General features: G+C 63.9%; 18 protein-coding genes. 11 read left to right on the top strand and 7 right to left on the bottom strand.

From position 1 onward, the window contains the following. Positions 1-177 precede the first annotated feature (177 nt). Both FG93_RS33885 and FG93_RS22940 read left to right on the top strand, forming a co-directional pair. The gene (locus FG93_RS33885) at positions 178-312 is read left to right on the top strand and encodes a hypothetical protein (RefSeq protein WP_280114155.1); all 135 of its coding nucleotides are present in this window, start codon (positions 178-180) and stop codon (positions 310-312) included. A 35-nt stretch (positions 313-347) separates the two neighbouring features. After that, complete coding sequence (locus FG93_RS22940) at positions 348-794, top strand: VOC family protein (RefSeq protein WP_043238926.1); 447 nt, start codon at positions 348-350, stop codon at positions 792-794. Between the two features lie 380 nt (positions 795-1,174). On the opposite strand, the gene FG93_RS22935 is transcribed toward FG93_RS22940, so the two are convergent. The 7 genes from FG93_RS22935 to FG93_RS22900 all read right to left on the bottom strand — a co-directional run bounded on the left by FG93_RS22935 (position 1,175) and on the right by FG93_RS22900 (position 6,945). Beyond that, the gene (locus FG93_RS22935; RefSeq protein WP_043238924.1) at positions 1,175-1,396 is read right to left on the bottom strand and encodes a hypothetical protein; all 222 of its coding nucleotides are present in this window, start codon (positions 1,394-1,396) and stop codon (positions 1,175-1,177) included. Between the two features lie 83 nt (positions 1,397-1,479). Beyond that, a complete protein-coding gene (locus FG93_RS22930) occupies positions 1,480-2,205 on the bottom strand; it encodes an outer membrane protein (protein ID WP_052514079.1) in 726 nt (241 codons plus the stop codon). 113 nt (positions 2,206-2,318) lie between these two features. Continuing rightward, positions 2,319-2,714 carry a hypothetical protein gene (locus FG93_RS22925; protein WP_043238921.1) on the bottom strand — a complete coding sequence of 132 codons (396 nt, stop codon included), beginning with the start codon at positions 2,712-2,714 and terminating at the stop codon, positions 2,319-2,321. Between the two features lie 111 nt (positions 2,715-2,825). Further along, complete coding sequence (locus FG93_RS22920) at positions 2,826-3,047, bottom strand: hypothetical protein (protein ID WP_152579581.1); 222 nt, start codon at positions 3,045-3,047, stop codon at positions 2,826-2,828. 156 nt (positions 3,048-3,203) lie between these two features. After that, positions 3,204-3,560 (bottom strand): HdeA/HdeB family chaperone, encoded by a 357-nt coding sequence (locus FG93_RS22915; RefSeq protein ID WP_043238988.1) that lies wholly within the window; start codon positions 3,558-3,560, stop codon positions 3,204-3,206. Positions 3,561-3,624: 64 nt separating this feature from the next. Further along, positions 3,625-5,247 carry a DUF1254 domain-containing protein gene (locus tag FG93_RS22910; RefSeq protein WP_043238916.1) on the bottom strand — a complete coding sequence of 541 codons (1,623 nt, stop codon included), beginning with the start codon at positions 5,245-5,247 and terminating at the stop codon, positions 3,625-3,627. A gap of 255 nt (positions 5,248-5,502) precedes the next feature. After that, a complete protein-coding gene (locus FG93_RS22900; protein WP_043238912.1) occupies positions 5,503-6,945 on the bottom strand; it encodes a DUF1254 domain-containing protein in 1,443 nt (480 codons plus the stop codon). Positions 6,946-7,347: 402 nt separating this feature from the next. Between FG93_RS22900 and FG93_RS22895 the strand changes: the two genes are divergently transcribed. From FG93_RS22895 to FG93_RS22855, 9 genes are all read left to right on the top strand, one after another. After that, a complete protein-coding gene (locus FG93_RS22895; RefSeq protein WP_052514078.1) occupies positions 7,348-8,352 on the top strand; it encodes an AraC family transcriptional regulator in 1,005 nt (334 codons plus the stop codon). Between the two features lie 380 nt (positions 8,353-8,732). Beyond that, a complete protein-coding gene (locus FG93_RS22890; protein WP_162835451.1) occupies positions 8,733-9,431 on the top strand; it encodes a GntR family transcriptional regulator in 699 nt (232 codons plus the stop codon). Then, positions 9,428-10,354, top strand: a complete 927-nt coding sequence (locus FG93_RS22885) for a dihydrodipicolinate synthase family protein (RefSeq protein ID WP_043238908.1) — start codon at positions 9,428-9,430, stop codon at positions 10,352-10,354. The genes FG93_RS22890 and FG93_RS22885 overlap by 4 nt, the downstream gene beginning before the upstream one ends. Positions 10,355-10,450: 96 nt before the next feature. Continuing rightward, complete coding sequence (locus FG93_RS22880) at positions 10,451-11,623, top strand: extracellular solute-binding protein (RefSeq protein ID WP_043238906.1); 1,173 nt, start codon at positions 10,451-10,453, stop codon at positions 11,621-11,623. 80 nt (positions 11,624-11,703) lie between these two features. Then, complete coding sequence (locus tag FG93_RS22875; RefSeq protein WP_043238904.1) at positions 11,704-12,780, top strand: ABC transporter ATP-binding protein; 1,077 nt, start codon at positions 11,704-11,706, stop codon at positions 12,778-12,780. Continuing rightward, the gene (locus FG93_RS22870; protein WP_052514076.1) at positions 12,777-13,712 is read left to right on the top strand and encodes an ABC transporter permease; all 936 of its coding nucleotides are present in this window, start codon (positions 12,777-12,779) and stop codon (positions 13,710-13,712) included. The genes FG93_RS22875 and FG93_RS22870 overlap by 4 nt, the downstream gene beginning before the upstream one ends. 4 nt (positions 13,713-13,716) lie before the next feature. Then, entirely contained in the window at positions 13,717-14,559 is an 843-nt protein-coding gene (locus FG93_RS22865) for an ABC transporter permease (protein ID WP_043238902.1), read from the top strand. Positions 14,560-14,624: 65 nt separating this feature from the next. Next, positions 14,625-15,830 carry a mandelate racemase/muconate lactonizing enzyme family protein gene (locus tag FG93_RS22860; protein WP_043238900.1) on the top strand — a complete coding sequence of 402 codons (1,206 nt, stop codon included), beginning with the start codon at positions 14,625-14,627 and terminating at the stop codon, positions 15,828-15,830. 19 nt (positions 15,831-15,849) lie between these two features. Continuing rightward, on the top strand, positions 15,850-16,710 hold the full coding sequence (locus FG93_RS22855) for an SMP-30/gluconolactonase/LRE family protein (RefSeq protein ID WP_052514075.1): 861 nt from the start codon (positions 15,850-15,852) through the stop codon (positions 16,708-16,710). Position 16,711 lies beyond the last annotated feature (1 nt).

Here is a 16,711-nt window from a genome sequence, read left to right as displayed (position 1 = left end):
ACACTGCCGGCCGATGAGAGAGAGGCTCGGGAGGCGGCGAGAACTCGCGGTCCGGCCGGCAGCCAACACGTTGCGGATCAGGAGTTCGTTGCCGGACGTCCGGTATGCCATGGCAAATCCGAACTAGGCTGCGCGCCCGTCAATCGTCTAGGTTGCCCCGACGGCGCGTCGGACGAGGTGCAGGAGCGGCACTTCGGCGACCAGTCGGTCGGCGGCAAGACGCTGATGCTGCGGGGAGATTGCGGTTTCAGCAAGCGCTTAGGCGGGGTCGCCGATGGCCTCGATGTGTCCTGGCAACTCGAACTCGCCTGACGCGCGTCGACGTTTCGATCAGAAAGGAGACGACCATGAAGATCGTGACCAGCTTGAGCTTCCAGGGCCAGTGCCGCGAGGCGTTCGAGTTCTATGCCAAGGTCCTGGGCGGAAAGATCACGGCCGCCATCCCCTATGGCGACGCGCCGGCGGGCATGCCGATCACCGACGAGAAGTACAAGACCTGGCTGATGCATTGCTGGCTCGAGGCCGGCGACCAGGCGTTGATGGGCGCCGACATGGATGTCAAATGGGCTCCCAACATCGAAAAGCCCAAGAACGGCTTCGACGTCACCCTGCACACCGAGGACAAGGCCCAGGGCCAGCGCTGGTTCGAGCAACTGTCTGAAGGCGGCAAGGCGGTCATGCCGTTCGGCGAGACGTTCTGGTCGCCCGGCTTCGGCTCGCTCGTCGACAAGTTCGGCATCCCGTGGATGATCAACGTCATTCCAGCGGCCGGCTGGAAGCCGTCGCAGGGCTGACCCTCTCGCTGAAGCGACAGAAGCAACCGAATGTCGGCGCCGGTCGGCCCCCTTGGTGGATCACCCTCACGCGGCCAGCCTGCTTCGGGGCATCGCCCTGAAGCAGGCCTTGCCACTGGGGTTGGCCTGCTTCCGCCCACGATCCGTCCCGGACACGAGAGCATCGGCCTGAAAAGTGGATTGCGGTTTTCAGGCAAGCCGATGCAATCACAGCAAGCCGATGCAAACACAGGAGGCTGGATCATCGGACCGGATACGATATCCGGTCCGATGATCCAATGTGTTCGGGGAACGCTCTGATCAGGGCCCTGCCCGCCATTCCGGGCAAGATACGGCCCTGGACGTGGATCCCGGAATGCGCTTCGGCGTCACTGCCGCGATCAGCGACAGACGCGCCTGCCGTTGATGATCGTGCAGCCGCGTCGCGCGGGCGCGACGACCACGGCGCGCGGCGCGACCGGGCGACGCACCGCGACCGCACCATTCGGCCCCGCACAGCCAGCCCGCACGACCCCGCGTGCGCAAACCACGGCGCTGGCCTCCGTCGGAGCCAGCGCAGCCGCCAAGGCCAGGGCTCCAAAGCCGAAGATTGCATATTTCATGTCGTAGCCCCTTGTCGTAACGGAAGGATGGGATGGCTCTCGGACGACCTGCTCGCAGCCCGTCCGAGAGGATCAGGAGAGGATCAGAACTTGTAGAGCAGCCGCCCGACAACCTGATTGGTGCTCAATTGCTGCTTGAAACCGACGATCCCGAGCCCGCCGACGCCAACCGGGTAGGCGTAGGTATTCTCCTCGAACTGAGAGTAGCGATACTCCAGGCCGGCGATCCAGTTGTTCGTGATCGCGTATTCGGCGCCGGCACCGAGCGTCCAGCCGACACGGGTGCTGTCGCCCGCGCCAAAGGAATAGCCCGTGCCCGTCACCGTCGACTTGGGCGCGGCCAAGGCGAGGCCGCCGGTTGCGTAGACCATGAACCGGTCGAAGGCATAACCGACACGCAGCCTGGCCGAGCCGACCCAGTTGGTATGGGCGGTGATAATGTCGCCGGTCAGCGCGGTGAACCGCTGCTTGCCGGTGATGAGGGCAGCGCCGTCGATCTCGCCACCGAGGACAAGCTGGCCAATCTGGTAGTTGTAGCCCAGCAGCAGACCGACCGTGGCGCCGTCCCTGTTCAGGCTCGGCAAGGACGCAATGGCGGTCCGACCGGCGATCGCGGCGCCGGGCGTCAGTTCGGTTCTGGTCTGCGTCCAACCGGCTTGGGCGCCGACATAGAAACCGGTCCACGTGAAGGCAGGCGCCAAGGGAATGGCAGGTGCGATCCGCCGCGACGGCAGGTCGGCGGCCTGCGCGCCGATCGAGAATAGTGCGAAAGCAAGTCCGGCGCCAAAACCGGTAGATAAGGTAGACATCTCTAAAAACCCCTCATTAATAGCAAAGCGATTGCGCGTATTGGCCTGCAAATTCATACAGACCAACACGTGCACGGAACTCAGGCCTTCTTCTTTTGAAGCGCGATATCGATTCAGTACATGAAGGGTCCTGGCCCACCCCAGGGCCCGAAATCGAAGGCGTCCTGATTCATCATCGCCGTCATCTGGCGCTCGTCGGCCAGTTTCTGCGCGAAGACCATCTGGCGAAACTGGGCGTAAGCCGCCTGGTTGCCGAAATAGACGCATTGGCAGACGACCGGATCGGCGTAGACATAGACGATCTGCGCGTTTTGCGCCTGTTGAACGAACTTGTTGGGGGGTAGCTTCTTCATCGCCGCAATGCGCTGCGGCGTGTTCGCGGGCTGTGGCACGAAGCCGGCCGCCGAGAGCTGGTCTTCCTTCTGCTGCACGGCCTGGGGCGCGGACTGGCAGCCGGCCAGGGCCAGCCCGAGCGAGATCGCAAGGGCAGTGACGACGCGCGATGTCATGACATTCTCCAGAGAGGGGTTCGACTTAGGACCAGTTGGGCGGCGGCCAAGCAACGGCGCTTGCCGCGAACGTCCCGGGTCACAGTGGCGAGGGGGAATTCCGGCGAGGCCTCAATTGCCGACGGCCGCGCCGAGCAGATAGTCCTTCTGCAGCGCCTGGTCCGATGACGGATAGAGCGCCTGGCATTCCGACCAGTAGCCGGACTTCGGCGCTCTGTTGTTGGGATCGGCGCAAATCGTGGCGAGTTCCGCCTGCCGTGATTGCGACGTCTGGCAGCCCGCAAGGACGAGGCCGATCGATAATGCAATCCCAGCCAAGATAGACCTGGTCATGACGTCCCCTGTTGAGTGAGGTTCTGGAGGTTGCCAGCTTGATTTAAGGGAAGCGGACGCCCCATCGGTGCGTCCGCCAGGTCTCATTCGGCGGCTTTCGGCCGGTTGCTGCCGGCCGGCAAAGCAGGCACGGCCAGCGAACCCACCGGCAGGGGCTTATTTCATCTGGATGCCCAGCTTGGCGCGCTCATCCTTGAACACGACTGCAAGTGCCTCGATGATCTTCTTGCTCGGATTGGCCTTGCAGTAGACGATGACCTCGTGCTCGACGACCTTGCCCTTCTTCAGGTCGAGAAAATGCTTCTTGGCCAGGCCGTTATACCAGCCGCTATACCATGCGGACAGCGCATCGGCGTCCTCCTGGAAGGTCCCGGCCAGCTGTGCGCAGGTCAGGGCCTGAACATCGATGAAGCCGTTGGCATCGACATAGCTCGTGAGCGGAACCTGGGCCGTCGCCGCTGACGAGGCTGCGCAGACGACCGATACCGCCATGGCGGCAAGAATTCTGGACATGATGATCTCCACTTTCGAAGTGTATGGGGTGCGGACAGGTGCCATCGATTTCCTGTGGCGATGACTACTTCATCAGCTCGATCTCGCTCGGCTGCCAGGTCTTGGCGAAGAACGGCTCGAGCGGGCTGTAGAGGCGCAGGACCGTGAACCAGCCTTTGCCTGGCATGGTCTGGATCCAGTTGCCGCGCTTCACCCCGGCCGGCTGGGTCGGGCTGAAATAGACAGTCGTCGAACCGTCGGCGTTCGGTTCTGCCGCCGGCGACGGGTAGCTTTGGCTGCCAGCGCGCGGGAAGCGCTGCGGCGTGTCCAGCATCGACCGCGTCATGTTGTCGTACACGGTGAACGACCAGAAGTTCGCCTCCGGGATCCCCTTGGGCAGGGTCACCGTGTAAGTCTTGGCTCCGTCGAGGTTTTGCTTGTTCGCATCCAGCATACTCCAAAGATAGGTCGAGCCGATGCCGGGCAGGCGCATCGCCATGCCAGGCGTGATGCCGGTCACGCCGTAGAAGAAGTTCGAGCGCGCATCCATCGTCCGATAGCCGGTGGGCGGGAAGGGCTTGACGCCCTCGCGCGTGATCAACGGAATGGGCGTCTCGAACTCGTAGCCGGTCTCGAACAGGTAGTTCTGCCACGACGAGTTTGGATAGTAGAACCAGCTTGGATCGCGCGCACTCATGAGCAGGGTGCGGGAGGTCGCGTTGGCGAGCCCGAGCGCGTCGCTCATGATCTTCTTCATGCGCGCGTCGGGAGCGAAAGGCTTGCCTTTGACGATCCCGATGGCGGCGATCGGTCCCATCAGTTCCGGATCGAGCGAGGTGGCCGGCTCCCGCTGCACGATCTCGTTGAGCATTTCGTAAAATGCCCAGTCGTTCGGCGGGATGGTGTTCATCACCTTGCCGCTGCCTTCGTGGAACACGGTCGGCGGCGGAGGCGTGACGCGACCGAGCCTGGCCTTGCCCGCCAGGAACTCGGCGACCGGAGTGCCGACGCCGCCCGGTTCGTAGGCGTAAACCCTGGTCGATTTCCGGATGCCTTCGACCACTGGCTTGGGATCGCCGTGGTTCTCCAGGAACGACCGGCCGAACCACACGATGGTGTTTGTGCGCGCGCGCGAGATGAAGAAGCCGCCATCCGGCAGTTCACCCTTGTAGTCCGGCGGCACGATCAGATACTTGCCGCCCTCTCCGCGATCGGGGCCAGGGACTCCGAGGTCGACGACCCAGCGGAACCAGGCGTCCTGCACCGCGCCGAGAAACTTGGGCGGCGTCTCGATCACCACCGGGCCCTTTGTCAGGTCGAGCGAGCCCATGACATAGATCGTGTCGGCGTTGGCCGTCAGGAACAGCGACTTGGCGTCCATCAGTTGCGAGAAGACGAGCACCTCGTTGTCCTTCACGCCGATGTCGTGCATGCCCTTGCGCAGCGCATGAATGCTGACGCCCCGCAGGTTGTCCATGAAGGCACGATAAGCGTAGGTGAAGTCGAGGTTCTCGTAGAGTTTCTCCGCCGTGGCCTTGCTTGGCACGCCGTCCTTGAATTCGAGCGGGCCGAGACGCGACTCGACCTTGTCGGGCGTGCTGAGCGACGGCGGTATCGGCGCCTGGGCGAACGCTGAACCTGCACTGGCGGCGAGCGTTGCGGCCAAGACGCCTGCAATTGCGGGAAGCTTACGCTGGCTAAATTTCATGACGTAGATCCGTCTTTGTCAGAACGATGAAGGTGCAGTTCGACTGTTCAGAAGGTCACACAACCGCATTGCTCACCGCGGTCGCGTCGGTGAGGATCTTTTTCATCCGGCATCCGTTTGACGATGCCGATGGCCGCCGCTGCCTGTCATGCGCCTCAAGAGCGAGGCGGATACGGCTGGCAGCCGCACGGCTGTCGAAAATCGGGATACGGATGGGAAGTACGCCGCGCCGGGCGCGGCGCATGCGTTCCACGTCTACGATACCCGCTTGATTCCCGGTGGCTGCCATGTCCCCTCGCCCGCCGGCAGGATCGACGGCGGCGTAGGCTTCGGCCAATAGAGGCGCATCACCAAGTAAATCGGCCCGTTCGGAGCAGGCAGCCAGTTAGCTTCCTTGTCGGCACCCGGAGACTTGTTTTGGATGTAGAGCGTCAGCGACCCGTCCGCGTTGGTCTTCATGGCGGGCAGCATGGGCGAGTTAATCAGATAGCGGTTGATCGGGTTTTCGATCAGGAGTTGGGACTTGCCGTCATACATCGTCAGCGACCAGAACGAATTCACCGGTGGCAGTTGTCCCGCCGGGAAGGTCAGTGTGTAATTGTGCTTGCCGCCGTCGAGCGTCTGGCCGTCACTGTCAACGCGCGTGAACGGATAGGTCGCTTCCGCCGGGTCATTACCATAGATGCCGGCCTGAGCGGCGACGGCACGCTTCAACCAGTCGCCATTGTAGTGGGCGCTATCGCCCGGAAGACCGCTAACCCGCCAGCCATTGATCGCCTTGCCGACATTGGCGACGGCCTCGTCGACCTTCCGCTGGCCTTCCTTCATGCCAAGGCCGATCTCCAGCTTATGCTCCAGAGAGAGGTCCTTAAAGTTGAAGGTCTTGCCAGGCCCAACGCCGATGCGTGCCAGCTTGGCGCGCATCTCCTTCTCATTACCCTGCGCCGGCGCGAATTGCAGCGCGAAGTCGAGATAATCGAAGAAGTTGGTCTTCACGAGTTCCTTGTCGATCTTCGGGAAATCGATGGTTGGCGCGGCCGGCGGCGGCGTCTGCTTCAGATAGGCCGAGAGCATCTGCACCTTGTAGCCAGCCTGCACCTTCTTGACGTTGTCGAGATCATCCGGGCCGAAAAGCTGGGTGCGATAGCCCGCGAGGGAAAACTCTGTGCTCGAACGAAACACCTGCTTGATGCCCGCCGGGGTGTCACCCTTCCAGTCGGGCCCGACCACCATGTAATCGCCGGCCTCGCTCCCTGTGGCACGGGTACCGATATAGCCGTAATTGTAGGTATTGCCGTCGCAGAGCATGACCGAGTAGTAGCGCTTCGGGTCGATCGCCGGCACCGAAAGCACCACCGGCTCCGCCCGCAAATCCATCCACACGAAGGAATAGGGCGTGTCGCTGTTCGGCGTGACGATTGCCGTATCTTTGTAGGTGAAGACGTTAGGTTCATTCTTGATCTGATTGAACGGAGCCTTGAACTGCCCGGAACTGCGATCGATCGCATATTCATGCATGACGGCATAGTTCATCACGATAGGCAGGCCGTAGATGAACCCTGCCTCGGCGATGTCCTTGGCTTCAAACATGTTGGGCCATTCGGCTTTGTTCTGCGCAAAGACCGGGGTGGACTTCGCCGTCGCTGCGGCGAATGCGGCCATCGCAGCGGAGCCAAGCAGATCGCGTTTCGTCAGCATCTGAACACTTCCTTCCGGTTCGCAACTTTTGGTCAGGCGCGCGCAGGTCGCAGGGTAACGCTACGCGACCTCGGCGATGATTGACAATGCAGGAATGGCCGACCTGGCCCCGCTTCCGGCGAATTCCGCTCTTGCGCCGCTTGATGGGCCTGGGACGGACGAGCGGACATCCCGCGCTCCGGACGCACCCGGATTTGTGAGTACGCGGCGCGGTTTGGCGGAACTGGTCAAACTCCACGCGCTCACGGCCGGACATTCCCTTAACTATGTCAAAGCTATGCCGACGGCCAAAACCGGTTTTCCCGTTTGCCCGCTGCACTTATACTGTGCCACAAAGCAGCGATCGGATTTCGAGACCACTCATTTTGCGCCAACCTTGCGGCATTCCGGAGCGTCCAGCGCGTGGCTGAGATCCCAGTCATCTCCAGCCACATCCTGCACGGGCTGCCGGCATTCGTGCGTCAGGAAATCGGGGAAAGGGCGCTTCTGCAGGCGAACCGCGCCGCAGGATTCGATCTTGAACTGACCGAGGGGCGGAATTGCTTCATCCCGCACGCCGCGGTGATCGGCTTCGTGAATGCCGCCGCAAGAGCAGCCGGCGAGCCCAATCTCGGGCTCATGATCGCCCCCACGATGAACGCTGCCAACTATGGCAGTTTTGGGCGCTACGTCCTGGGGGCCGACACGCTCGGCCAATCCATCGAGCGGGCCATTGCAGCCCTTTGCTATCATAGCACCGATGACAGGATGTCTGTCGCGATCGTCGGCGACGAGGCGCGGTATAGCTATGTCTTCGCCTTGGCCGGCCACCCTGGCTACGACATGATCGCCGGCGCGGCGGCCGGCGTTCTGCTGAGCGTGTTCAGGGCCTATTTGCCGCTTGACTGGCGGCCACTGCGCATCGAACTCAATATCAAAAGGCCGCGCCAGGCTGGCCTGTTCGAAGATCTCTTCCAGTGCCCTGTCATTTTCAACGCGCCCGCGGTGACCGTCGTCGTGGAACGCCATCATTTGTCTGCTGCGCCCAACCGCGCGTCATGGCCGATCGTCACCATCGAGGATGTGGCGCGCGAGCGGCCCGGCGGCGCTCCACGGGAACTGCTCGACGTCGTCATGGCGCAGATCCGGGCCCAGGTTCTCGCGGGCAGCGTGTCGATCGATCGCGCGGCGCGACCGATGGGGACCAGCGTCCGGACGCTGCAACGTGAGCTGAACCGGCTTGGCACGGATTTTCGCAGCCTGGTGAACGCGGCCCGGATCCAGCGGGCGAGCGAGCTGCTCCGGCACATGAATGGCTCGATCACCCGCGTTTCGGCGGAGATGGGCTATTCCTCGCCCGCCAATTTCGCGCGCGCCTTCCAGAAGGTGACCGGCCGCACCCCCCGGGAGTTTCGTTCGAGCATGTAGCATCGAAGGACACGCGCCAGGGCCGACCGCTACAGGAGGCTGCAGCCCCAAGCTGGCCGGCGTTGGCCTGCCGCTCGGCTCAGCGCATCCGGAAGGCTCATGGCCTGGTGCCGCACCGTATCGGCGCCTTCGAGCTTTCAAACGATCCGAAGTTAGCCGCTGCCGGGCTCCGTGCAGACCATCGCAAGGCCCGGATTTGGACAGTCAGATTGCTGATCCGGCCAAAAGCCCGAGGTTGGCGCGCCTCCGCCAAAGTGAACCTCAACAGAAAGCAATGGGCACGAAAATCAGGTGCCTTCTGCCTTCTCGAAAATCGGCATTGAAATATCAGATATCTCATATTAGAGAACCGGCGGTGGATGTCGAACAGGGAGGGCCCAATGGATCGCACCAAGCGGGTCAGCCCCGTCCAACCAATGTTCCTGATTAATCTGCGCGACCACGTGCACGAGAGCTTGCGCAAGGCGATCATCGCCGGCCGCTTCAGCGACGGGGAGCGGCTGAATGAACGTGATCTCGCTCTTGACCTCGGTGTCAGCACCACACCGTTGAAGGAGGCCTTACGTCAGCTCGAGGCCGAAGGCCTGATCAGAACCGAGGCGCGCCGCGGTGTTTTCGTCACCTATGGCCCCCAACAGGCGGAAGAAATGTCGCTCGCCCGCGCGGCGCTGGAAAGCATGATTGCCCGCATGGCGGCCAAACGCGCATCCCGTGCGGATGTCGAGGTGCTGCGGGCGCAGGTCGCCGACATGGAGGCCGCGACCCGCTCGGGCGATGTCGAGCGCCTGATTGAGCTCAACGAACTTTTTCATGGACAGATCCACGAGGCTTCGGGCTGCGATTATCTCAGGCGATTGCAGGGCAAGCAGCAAATCTACAACCACACCACCCGGGTCGGGCTGCTGCGGGAGGCAGACGAGCGCGGTCGCGCCCTTGCCGAGCATCGCGCGATCCTCGACGCCATAGCGGCCGGGGATCAGGACGCTGCCGAGCGGATCATGCGCGATCACATCGTGCGCTCGGGGCAACGACATATCGAAACTGTTTTCGGCCGCGCGCCGACCGGAGAAAAGCCATGAGCATCGAACGCGTTCGCAGCGCCCTGGGTGGCATTTCGGGTATCCATGTCACGCCCTATGACGCCGACGGGCTTCTGGATGAGACGTTGCTGCAAAAGGTCGTGCGCCGCATCGCCGAAGCCGGCATTCAGAACATTGTCTCGGGCGGGAACACCGGCGAGTTCTTCAGTCTGACCTTCGACGAGGTCGTGCGGTTGCAGGCGGTCGCGTTCGCGGCGATGGGCGACAAGCCGCTGAAGACGGCGGCGGTCGGGCGCTCCCTCTCCGAGGCGCTGGCGACGGCAAAGCTCGCCGTGGCGGCGGGCGCCGAGGCGCTGATGGTGCATCATCCGCTCGATCCCTTCGCTGCTCCGGCCGCTCAGGCTGACTATTTTCTGTCGATTGCGGAGGCCTCGACGGCACCGGTGATGGCCTATTTGCGCTCGGACGCGATCCCGGTCGAGGAGGTCGTCCGCATCGCGCGCCATCCGAACATGGCAGGCATCAAATTCGCGACGCCCAACCTCCTGCACTTATCCGAGTGCATCCGCGCGACCGAGGACTGCGCCGCGATCTGGGTCTGCGGGCTGGCCGAGGGCTGGGCACCCTCCTTCTACGGCACCGGCGCGCGCGGCTTCACGTCGGGTCTGGTCAATGTCGATCCAGCGCGCTCGCTTGCGATCTGGAAAGCGCTGGAGTCCAGCGACTATGCGCAGGCGCGCAGCCTGATCGCGCCGATCGCCGCCTTCGAGAAGCTGCGCACCAAGCACAACAATGGCGCCAATGTGACCGTCGTCAAGGAGGCGCTCGAGCTGTCGGGCTGGCCCGTCGGCCCGGTGCGCCTACCGGGGCTACCGCGGCTGGGCGAAACCGACCGCGCCGCACTCGCCGCCATCCTTCGCAACCTCGGCCAGGAGATCGCGCCGGCGCAGGCCGCCGAATGAGATGAAACTCCCAGGTCCGGACCGGACCCGAAAACAACCGACGGGCGAACCAACGCCCGCGGACAATCCTTCAAATTCCGAAATGGGTAGGGAACCATGACACACGACATCTCCAGACGGCATCTCATCGGCGGCGCGCTCGGCGTCGTCGGGCTCGGAGCTCTTCCGGCCGCAGCCCAGGTCGCGAAGCCGAAAGCGCCGTTGCTCCTGAACGTCATCGACGCTGCCGGCAATCTCGCGCTCACGCAGCCGGCCTTCGACAACTACCGCAAGGCCAATCCCGAGCTCGTCTCGCGTATAGCCTTCACCAAGGCGCCGGCGCCGGAACTGCCGAGCAAGATCAAGGCGCAGCAAGGTGCAAACCGCGTCGACATCGATCTCGTCATCATCGGGCCTGATGCCCTTTCGGCCGGCCTCGCCGACGACATCTTCTACGATCTGCTGGGACTGCAGGGAAAGAACCTGCCCGACCTCCAGTCGATCTATCTCGATCCGGCTTGGCGCATGCAGTCCCTTGCCAAGGGACGCGGCGTCGTCGTGAGCTATTATCCTTCCGGACCATTGCTCGAATACGCGCCCTCGCGGGTCAAGACTCCGCCGACGACGGCCGAGGAGTTGCTCGACTGGGCCAAGCAGAACCCGAAGAAGTTCATCTACGCGCGGCCGGCCAATTCCGGCCCTGGCCGCACCTTCCTCATGGGCCTGCCCTATCTCCTTGGCGATGCCGATCCGAAGGATCCCGTCAAGGGCTGGGATAAGACCTGGGCCTATCTCAAGGAGCTCCACAAGACGATCGAGTATTATCCGACCGGCACTGGCGCCGTGATGAAGGAGTTCGGCGACGGCACGCGCGACATGATCGTGACGACCACCGGCTGGGACATCAACCCGCGGGTGCTAGGGATCGTGCCGAAGGACGCCAAGGTCCAGACGCTGAAGGGCTTCCGCTGGGTGGTCGACGCGCATTATCTCAGCATTCCGAAGGGCGTCGCCCCCGAACGCATCCCGATCCTGATCGATCTCATCGCCCATATGCTGAAGAAAGACCAGCAGGCCTATGCCTATGACGAGGGCTATTTCTATCCCGGCCCGGCAGTCAAGGACGTGCCCCTCTCGATGGCTCCAAAAGCAAGCCAGGACGCGCTGGCGGAGTACGGTCGCCCCGAATACGAGAAGCTGATCGCGGACAACCCCAAGGAACTGCCGCTCGAACCCGAGCAGCTCGTCCAGGCCTTCCGTCGCTGGGACCAGGAGATCGGCTCGAAGTAGCCGTCGCCCTTCCGCTCTTCATCAACGGGCGCCCGCCACGGGCGGGCGCCCGTTCATTGCGCACGCCGCGAGTGTCAGCCATGTCCATTCACGCCGCCAATTTCCACGAACTGCGCCTTGAGCGTCTCGGACGCCAGTTCGGAACACACAACGCGCTCGACGACGTCTCGCTGACGATCCGGAAAGGCGAGTTCATCGCCCTTCTCGGTCCTTCCGGCTGTGGCAAGTCGACGACGCTGAACTGCATCGCCGGGCTCCTGGTCTCGACCTCGGGCGGCATCTGGCTTGACGACAAGCGCATCGATCGCCTTCGGCCCGAGGAGCGCGGCTTCGGTATGGTCTTCCAGAATTATGCGCTGTTTCCGCACATGAGCGTGCGCAAGAACATTGCTTTCGGATTGCAGATGCGCCGCGTTCCGAGCGCCGAGATTGCGCGTCGCGTCGAGGAGGCTGTTGCGCTCGTGCGCCTCAATGGCCAGGAGGACAAGCTGCCGGGTCAACTTTCCGGTGGCCAGCAGCAGCGTGTCGCAATAGCGCGCGCCATCGTCATCGAGCCGCCGCTCGTGTTGATGGACGAGCCGCTCTCCAATCTCGACGCGAAGCTGCGCCTTGAGATGCGCGCCGAGATGCGCCGCATCCATAATTCGCTCGGCGCCACCACGATCTATGTCACCCACGACCAGGAGGAGGCGCTTTCGCTCGCCGACCGCATCGTCGTGCTGCGCGACGGCACGATCCGTCAGGTCGGCACGCCGCATGAGCTCTTCGCCGAGCCCGACCATCTCGACGTCGCGGATTTCATGGGCTTCCGCAATCGCGTCGAAGGCACGCTTGTCTCCACGGAAGGCGGCATCGCGGAGATCGCCGTCGGCGAGGCGCGGCTGCACGGCCGCCTGCGCGAGCAGATCCGCCCGGGCGCGCGCGCCGTGGTCGCGATCCGTCCTGACGACCTGATCGCGGTGCCCGCCGGCGCGGACACGCTCGCGGCTTCGGTGATCAGCTCCGAATTCCGCGGCCGCGACCATGTCGGCTTCGCGCAGGGTCCAGGCGGCCGCGACCTCGTCTTCGCCGCGCCGCGCGCACTCGCCGTCGGCGAGACCGTGCATCTCCAGGCCGAGCCCGATCGGGCGGTCGTCTTCGCCGGAGCGGACGCATGACAAGCCTCGACACATCCCTGCCGCGAGCCAGAAACGCCACCGCTCCGGTCGCGCCCGAAGCGGTTCCGTTGCGACAAAGACTTAAGGCGCAGGGCTATGACGGCATCACGCTCCTGGCGCTGCCGGCTGCCGGCTTCCTGGTGTTGCTCTTCGTCTATCCCTTCCTCTACGGGCTGTTCCTCTCCTTCAAGCCGAAAGCCGGCGGGCTGCTCGCCAACTATGCGCGGTTCTTCTCTGATCCATTCCTCTATGAGACGATCGGGAAGACGCTATGGCTCGCCGTGCCGGTGACGCTGCTCAATGCGGTGCTGGCCGTGCCGGTTGCGCTGCGGGTGCGCGATATCCGCTACCAGCGCGTGCTGACCACGATCCTTGTGGTGCCGATCACGCTCGGCACCGTGCTCGTGGCGCAGGGGCTACTGAACTATCTGGGACCGCAGGGTTGGTTCAACCGCGTCCTCATGACGGCAGGCATCATCTCGAGCCCGGTGAAGCTGATTCACAACTACTGGGGCGTGTTCCTCTCCCTGCTGATCACCGGCTTCCCCTTCGCTTTCCTGCTGACACTGTCCTATGTCAGCGGCATCGACCGCAATCTGGAGCGCTCGGCGGCGACGCTCGGCGCCGGCGGCTGGGAGCGCTTCCGGCGCATCCTGCTGCCGCTGATCCTGCCGGGCCTGGCCATCACCTTCTGCCTCTCCTTTGTGCAGGCCTTTGCGGTCTTCCCGTCCGCGGTGCTGCTCGGCTCGCCGGCCGGCCCCACCCGCGTGATCTCGATCGCCGCCTACCAGGCCGCCTTCGAGGAGTACGACTACGCCATGGCTTCCGCGATCGCGATGGTGATGGGTGCGGTGCAGCTTCTCGTTGTCGGGCTCGTGCTCGGTGCGCGCGGCTTCCTCTATCGCGGCTCCACAGCCGGCGGAAAGGGCTGAGACCATGATCAAGGACACCTCTTTGACGGCGAGGCTGTGGAGCGCCGCCGTCTGGGCCTTCATCGTCTTCTTCGTCGTCAACCTGTTCGCCATGATCGGCAGCGTGGTGACGAGTTCCTTCGCCACGCGCTGGCTCGGCACCTGGCTGCCGGCCGGCTGGACGACGCGCTGGTATGGCTCGGCCTGGGCGGAGTTCCAGCTCGGCGAGGTCCTGACCGTGACATTCCAGGCGGTCTTCCTGGTCGTATTGTTCTCGGGGCTGCTCGGCGTGCCGGCCGCCTATGCGCTGGCGCGGCGCGACTTCAAGGGCAAGCGGCTGCTGATGCTGCTGTTCCTGCTGCCGCTGCTGATCCCGCCGATCACCTTCGGCATCCCGCTGGCGACGGTGCTCTACCAGACCGGCTTCGCCGGCTCGCTCGCGGGCGTGGTGCTCGCGAACCTTGTGCCGACCGTGCCCTTCGTCGTGCTGGTGATGGTGCCCTTCATTGAGCAGATCGATCCCAAGATCGAGGCGGCGGCGCAGGTGTTCGGCGCCAACACGTCGCGACTGTTCCTGCATGTGCTTCTGCCGCTGCTTCTGCCGGGCATCCTCGCGGCGCTGTTGCTGGTGCTGGTCAGGACAATCGCGATTTTCGAGCTGACCTTCCTCGTCGCCGGACCGACCAGCCAGACGCTGGTCGTCGCGCTCTACTACGCAGTCTTCGCGGCCGGCGTGCGGGCGGTGCAGTCGATTGACGCGATGGCGGTGATCTACATGGTGACGACGCTGATCTGGCTCGTGATCGCGCTGCGCTTCGTAAATCCGACCCAGCTCGTGGGGCGGCCTCGCGAGCAGGCGGCCCACTGACACCGTCCATGCGAGGTTCGCGCTTTTGCGGACCTCGTGCCTAGCCCTCTCTCGGATCATCGGCGATGAAGATCACGGCTCTTGAAACCATCCAGCTTCCCCATCTGAACAACATTCTCTGGCTGCGCGTCCACACCGACGAGGGGGTGACAGGCCTCGGCGAAACGTTCCGCGGCGCCGACGCGGTCGCGAGCTATCTTCATTCCGACGTCGCGCCGCTGCTGATCGGCCGCAACCCGCTGGAGATCGATGCGATCTCCAAGCTGCTGATCGAGACCTATGTGGGCTTCCGCTCCTCGGGAGTCGAAATGCGCGCGGCCTCCGCCGTCGACATCGCGCTCTGGGACCTGTTCGGCAAGGTTGTGAACCAACCGATCCACCAGTTGCTCGGCGGCCTGTCGCGGCCGCGGATCCGCACCTACAACACCTGTGCCGGCTATACCTACAACAAGCGCGGCACGCGCCGATACATTGGAACAGGCGACGAGGCGGCCGAGGGGCCCTATGAGGACCAGATCGCCTTTCATCGCGATGCCGGTGCGCTCGCCCAGAGCCTGCTTGACGAGGGCATCACGGCGATGAAGATCTGGCCATTCGATCCCTACGCGGTCGCCAGCGGCGGCAACTTCATCCATCGCGCCGACATCGACAAGGCGCTTACTCCCTTCCGCCAGATCCGCGACGCGGTTGGCGACCGGATGGAGGTGATGGTCGAGCTGCACTCGATGTGGGATCTGCCCTCGGCGCTAGCGATCGCACGCGCCCTGCAAGAGTTCCGTCCGTTCTGGGCGGAGGACCCGATCAAGATGCAGGATCCGGACGCGCTCGCGATCTATGCCCAGCGCTCCGGTTTGCCGGTCTGCGCCAGCGAGACGGTGGCGACGCGCTCGCAATTCCTTGAACTGCTGCGCAAGGGCGCCGCCGACTACGTCATGCTCGACGTCTCTTGGTGCGGCGGCCTCAGCGAGGCGAAGAAGATTGCCTCCATGGCAGAGGCCTTTCAGCGCCCGGTCGCTCCGCATGACTGCACCGGTCCGGTGGTCTTCGCCGCTTCGATCCACCTCGCGCTGAACCTGCCCAATGCGATCTTCCAGGAATCAGTCAGGGCTTATTACAGCTCCTGGTATCGCGACCTTGTCACCGTGATGCCGCGCATCGAGGACGGCCATGTCTACCCCTTCGCGGGCGCCGGGCTTGGCCTTGAGCTCAGCCCCTTCGTACTCGGCCACCAGGATGCCATCATCCGCAAGACCGGGCAGAGCGATCTGTGATCGCCTTCAGGACTGATCTGTGATCGCCTTCAGGACTCTTGCCGCGCTCGGCAGCCGCGTCGGCGAATCTCCGGTCTGGGACGATCGGCGCGGCGTGCTCTTCGTCTGTGACGTGCTCGTGCCGACGATCCATCGCGTCGCGCTCGACGGCACGGTTGTGGCGAGTTGGTCGTTCGACCGGACAGTCGGCTCCTTCGGTCTCGCCGAGAGTGGCCGGCTCGTGGTCGCGCTCGGCCGCGACATCGTGCTCTTCGACCCCGAGAGCGGATCGGTCAACGCTTTCGCATGCACGCCCGAGCCGGGAACGAACCGCCTCAACGACGGCAAGGTCGGGCCGGACGGGCGCTTCTACATAGGCAGCATGGACGACAGGCCCGAGAAGGAGCCACTGGGCGTGCTCTACCGGGTCTCGGCAGACGGCTCGGTAGAGCCGGTCGCAACGGGCTTCAAGGTCTCGAACGGACTTGCCTGGTCGCCGGACGGTCGGCTGCTCTATCACAGCGACTCGCGCGGCCCCACCATCGATTGCTACGATTTCGATCCTGAGAGCGGCGCTTTGTCCGGTAAGCGCCGTTTCGCAACACTGAATGAAGCGACGGGCCGCCCCGATGGCGGCGCCTGTGATGCCGAGGGCTTTTACTGGAGCGCAGGCGTCTCCGCCGGCGTGCTGAACCGTTTCTCTCCCGATGGAACGTTAGTCTCGCGCCATCCCGTGCCAGCGCGCGCGCCGACCATGCCCTGCTTCTGCGGCCCTGGGCTCGGCCTGCTCGCCGTCACCTCCCTCAATCTCGGTTCCGAATCCAGGAACGGTGACGGCGATCTCTTTATCGCCGAGGCGCCGGCTGCCGGGGCCGCTATCGCGCGCATGAAAGGCGTCTAGA

It is taken from the genome of Allobosea sp. LC85 (genome assembly GCF_000735605.1).
GTDB lineage: Bacteria > Pseudomonadota > Alphaproteobacteria > Rhizobiales > Beijerinckiaceae > Allobosea.
Note: the sequence above shows the minus strand (reverse complement) of the source record. Positions and strands in the feature narration are given on the sequence as shown.

Bases quoted from the DNA above. Each gene is read 5' to 3' on its own strand.
- FG93_RS22900 (WP_043238912.1), bottom strand. From the start codon at position 6,945: ATGCTGACGAAACGCGATCTGCTTGGCTCCGCTGCGATGGCCGCATTC.
- FG93_RS22925 (WP_043238921.1), bottom strand. From the start codon at position 2,714: ATGACATCGCGCGTCGTCACTGCCCTTGCGATCTCGCTCGGGCTGGCC.
- FG93_RS22875 (WP_043238904.1), top strand. From the start codon at position 11,704: ATGTCCATTCACGCCGCCAATTTCCACGAACTGCGCCTTGAGCGTCTC.
- FG93_RS22860 (WP_043238900.1), top strand. From the start codon at position 14,625: ATGAAGATCACGGCTCTTGAAACCATCCAGCTTCCCCATCTGAACAAC.
- FG93_RS22885 (WP_043238908.1), top strand. From the start codon at position 9,428: ATGAGCATCGAACGCGTTCGCAGCGCCCTGGGTGGCATTTCGGGTATC.
- FG93_RS22935 (WP_043238924.1), bottom strand. From the start codon at position 1,396: ATGAAATATGCAATCTTCGGCTTTGGAGCCCTGGCCTTGGCGGCTGCG.
- FG93_RS22910 (WP_043238916.1), bottom strand. From the start codon at position 5,247: ATGAAATTTAGCCAGCGTAAGCTTCCCGCAATTGCAGGCGTCTTGGCC.
- FG93_RS22940 (WP_043238926.1), top strand. From the start codon at position 348: ATGAAGATCGTGACCAGCTTGAGCTTCCAGGGCCAGTGCCGCGAGGCG.
- FG93_RS22920 (WP_152579581.1), bottom strand. From the start codon at position 3,047: ATGACCAGGTCTATCTTGGCTGGGATTGCATTATCGATCGGCCTCGTC.
- FG93_RS22880 (WP_043238906.1), top strand. From the start codon at position 10,451: ATGACACACGACATCTCCAGACGGCATCTCATCGGCGGCGCGCTCGGC.
- FG93_RS22865 (WP_043238902.1), top strand. From the start codon at position 13,717: ATGATCAAGGACACCTCTTTGACGGCGAGGCTGTGGAGCGCCGCCGTC.
- FG93_RS22915 (WP_043238988.1), bottom strand. From the start codon at position 3,560: ATGTCCAGAATTCTTGCCGCCATGGCGGTATCGGTCGTCTGCGCAGCC.
- FG93_RS22930 (WP_052514079.1), bottom strand. From the start codon at position 2,205: ATGTCTACCTTATCTACCGGTTTTGGCGCCGGACTTGCTTTCGCACTA.
- FG93_RS22870 (WP_052514076.1), top strand. From the start codon at position 12,777: ATGACAAGCCTCGACACATCCCTGCCGCGAGCCAGAAACGCCACCGCT.
- FG93_RS22890 (WP_162835451.1), top strand. From the start codon at position 8,733: ATGGATCGCACCAAGCGGGTCAGCCCCGTCCAACCAATGTTCCTGATT.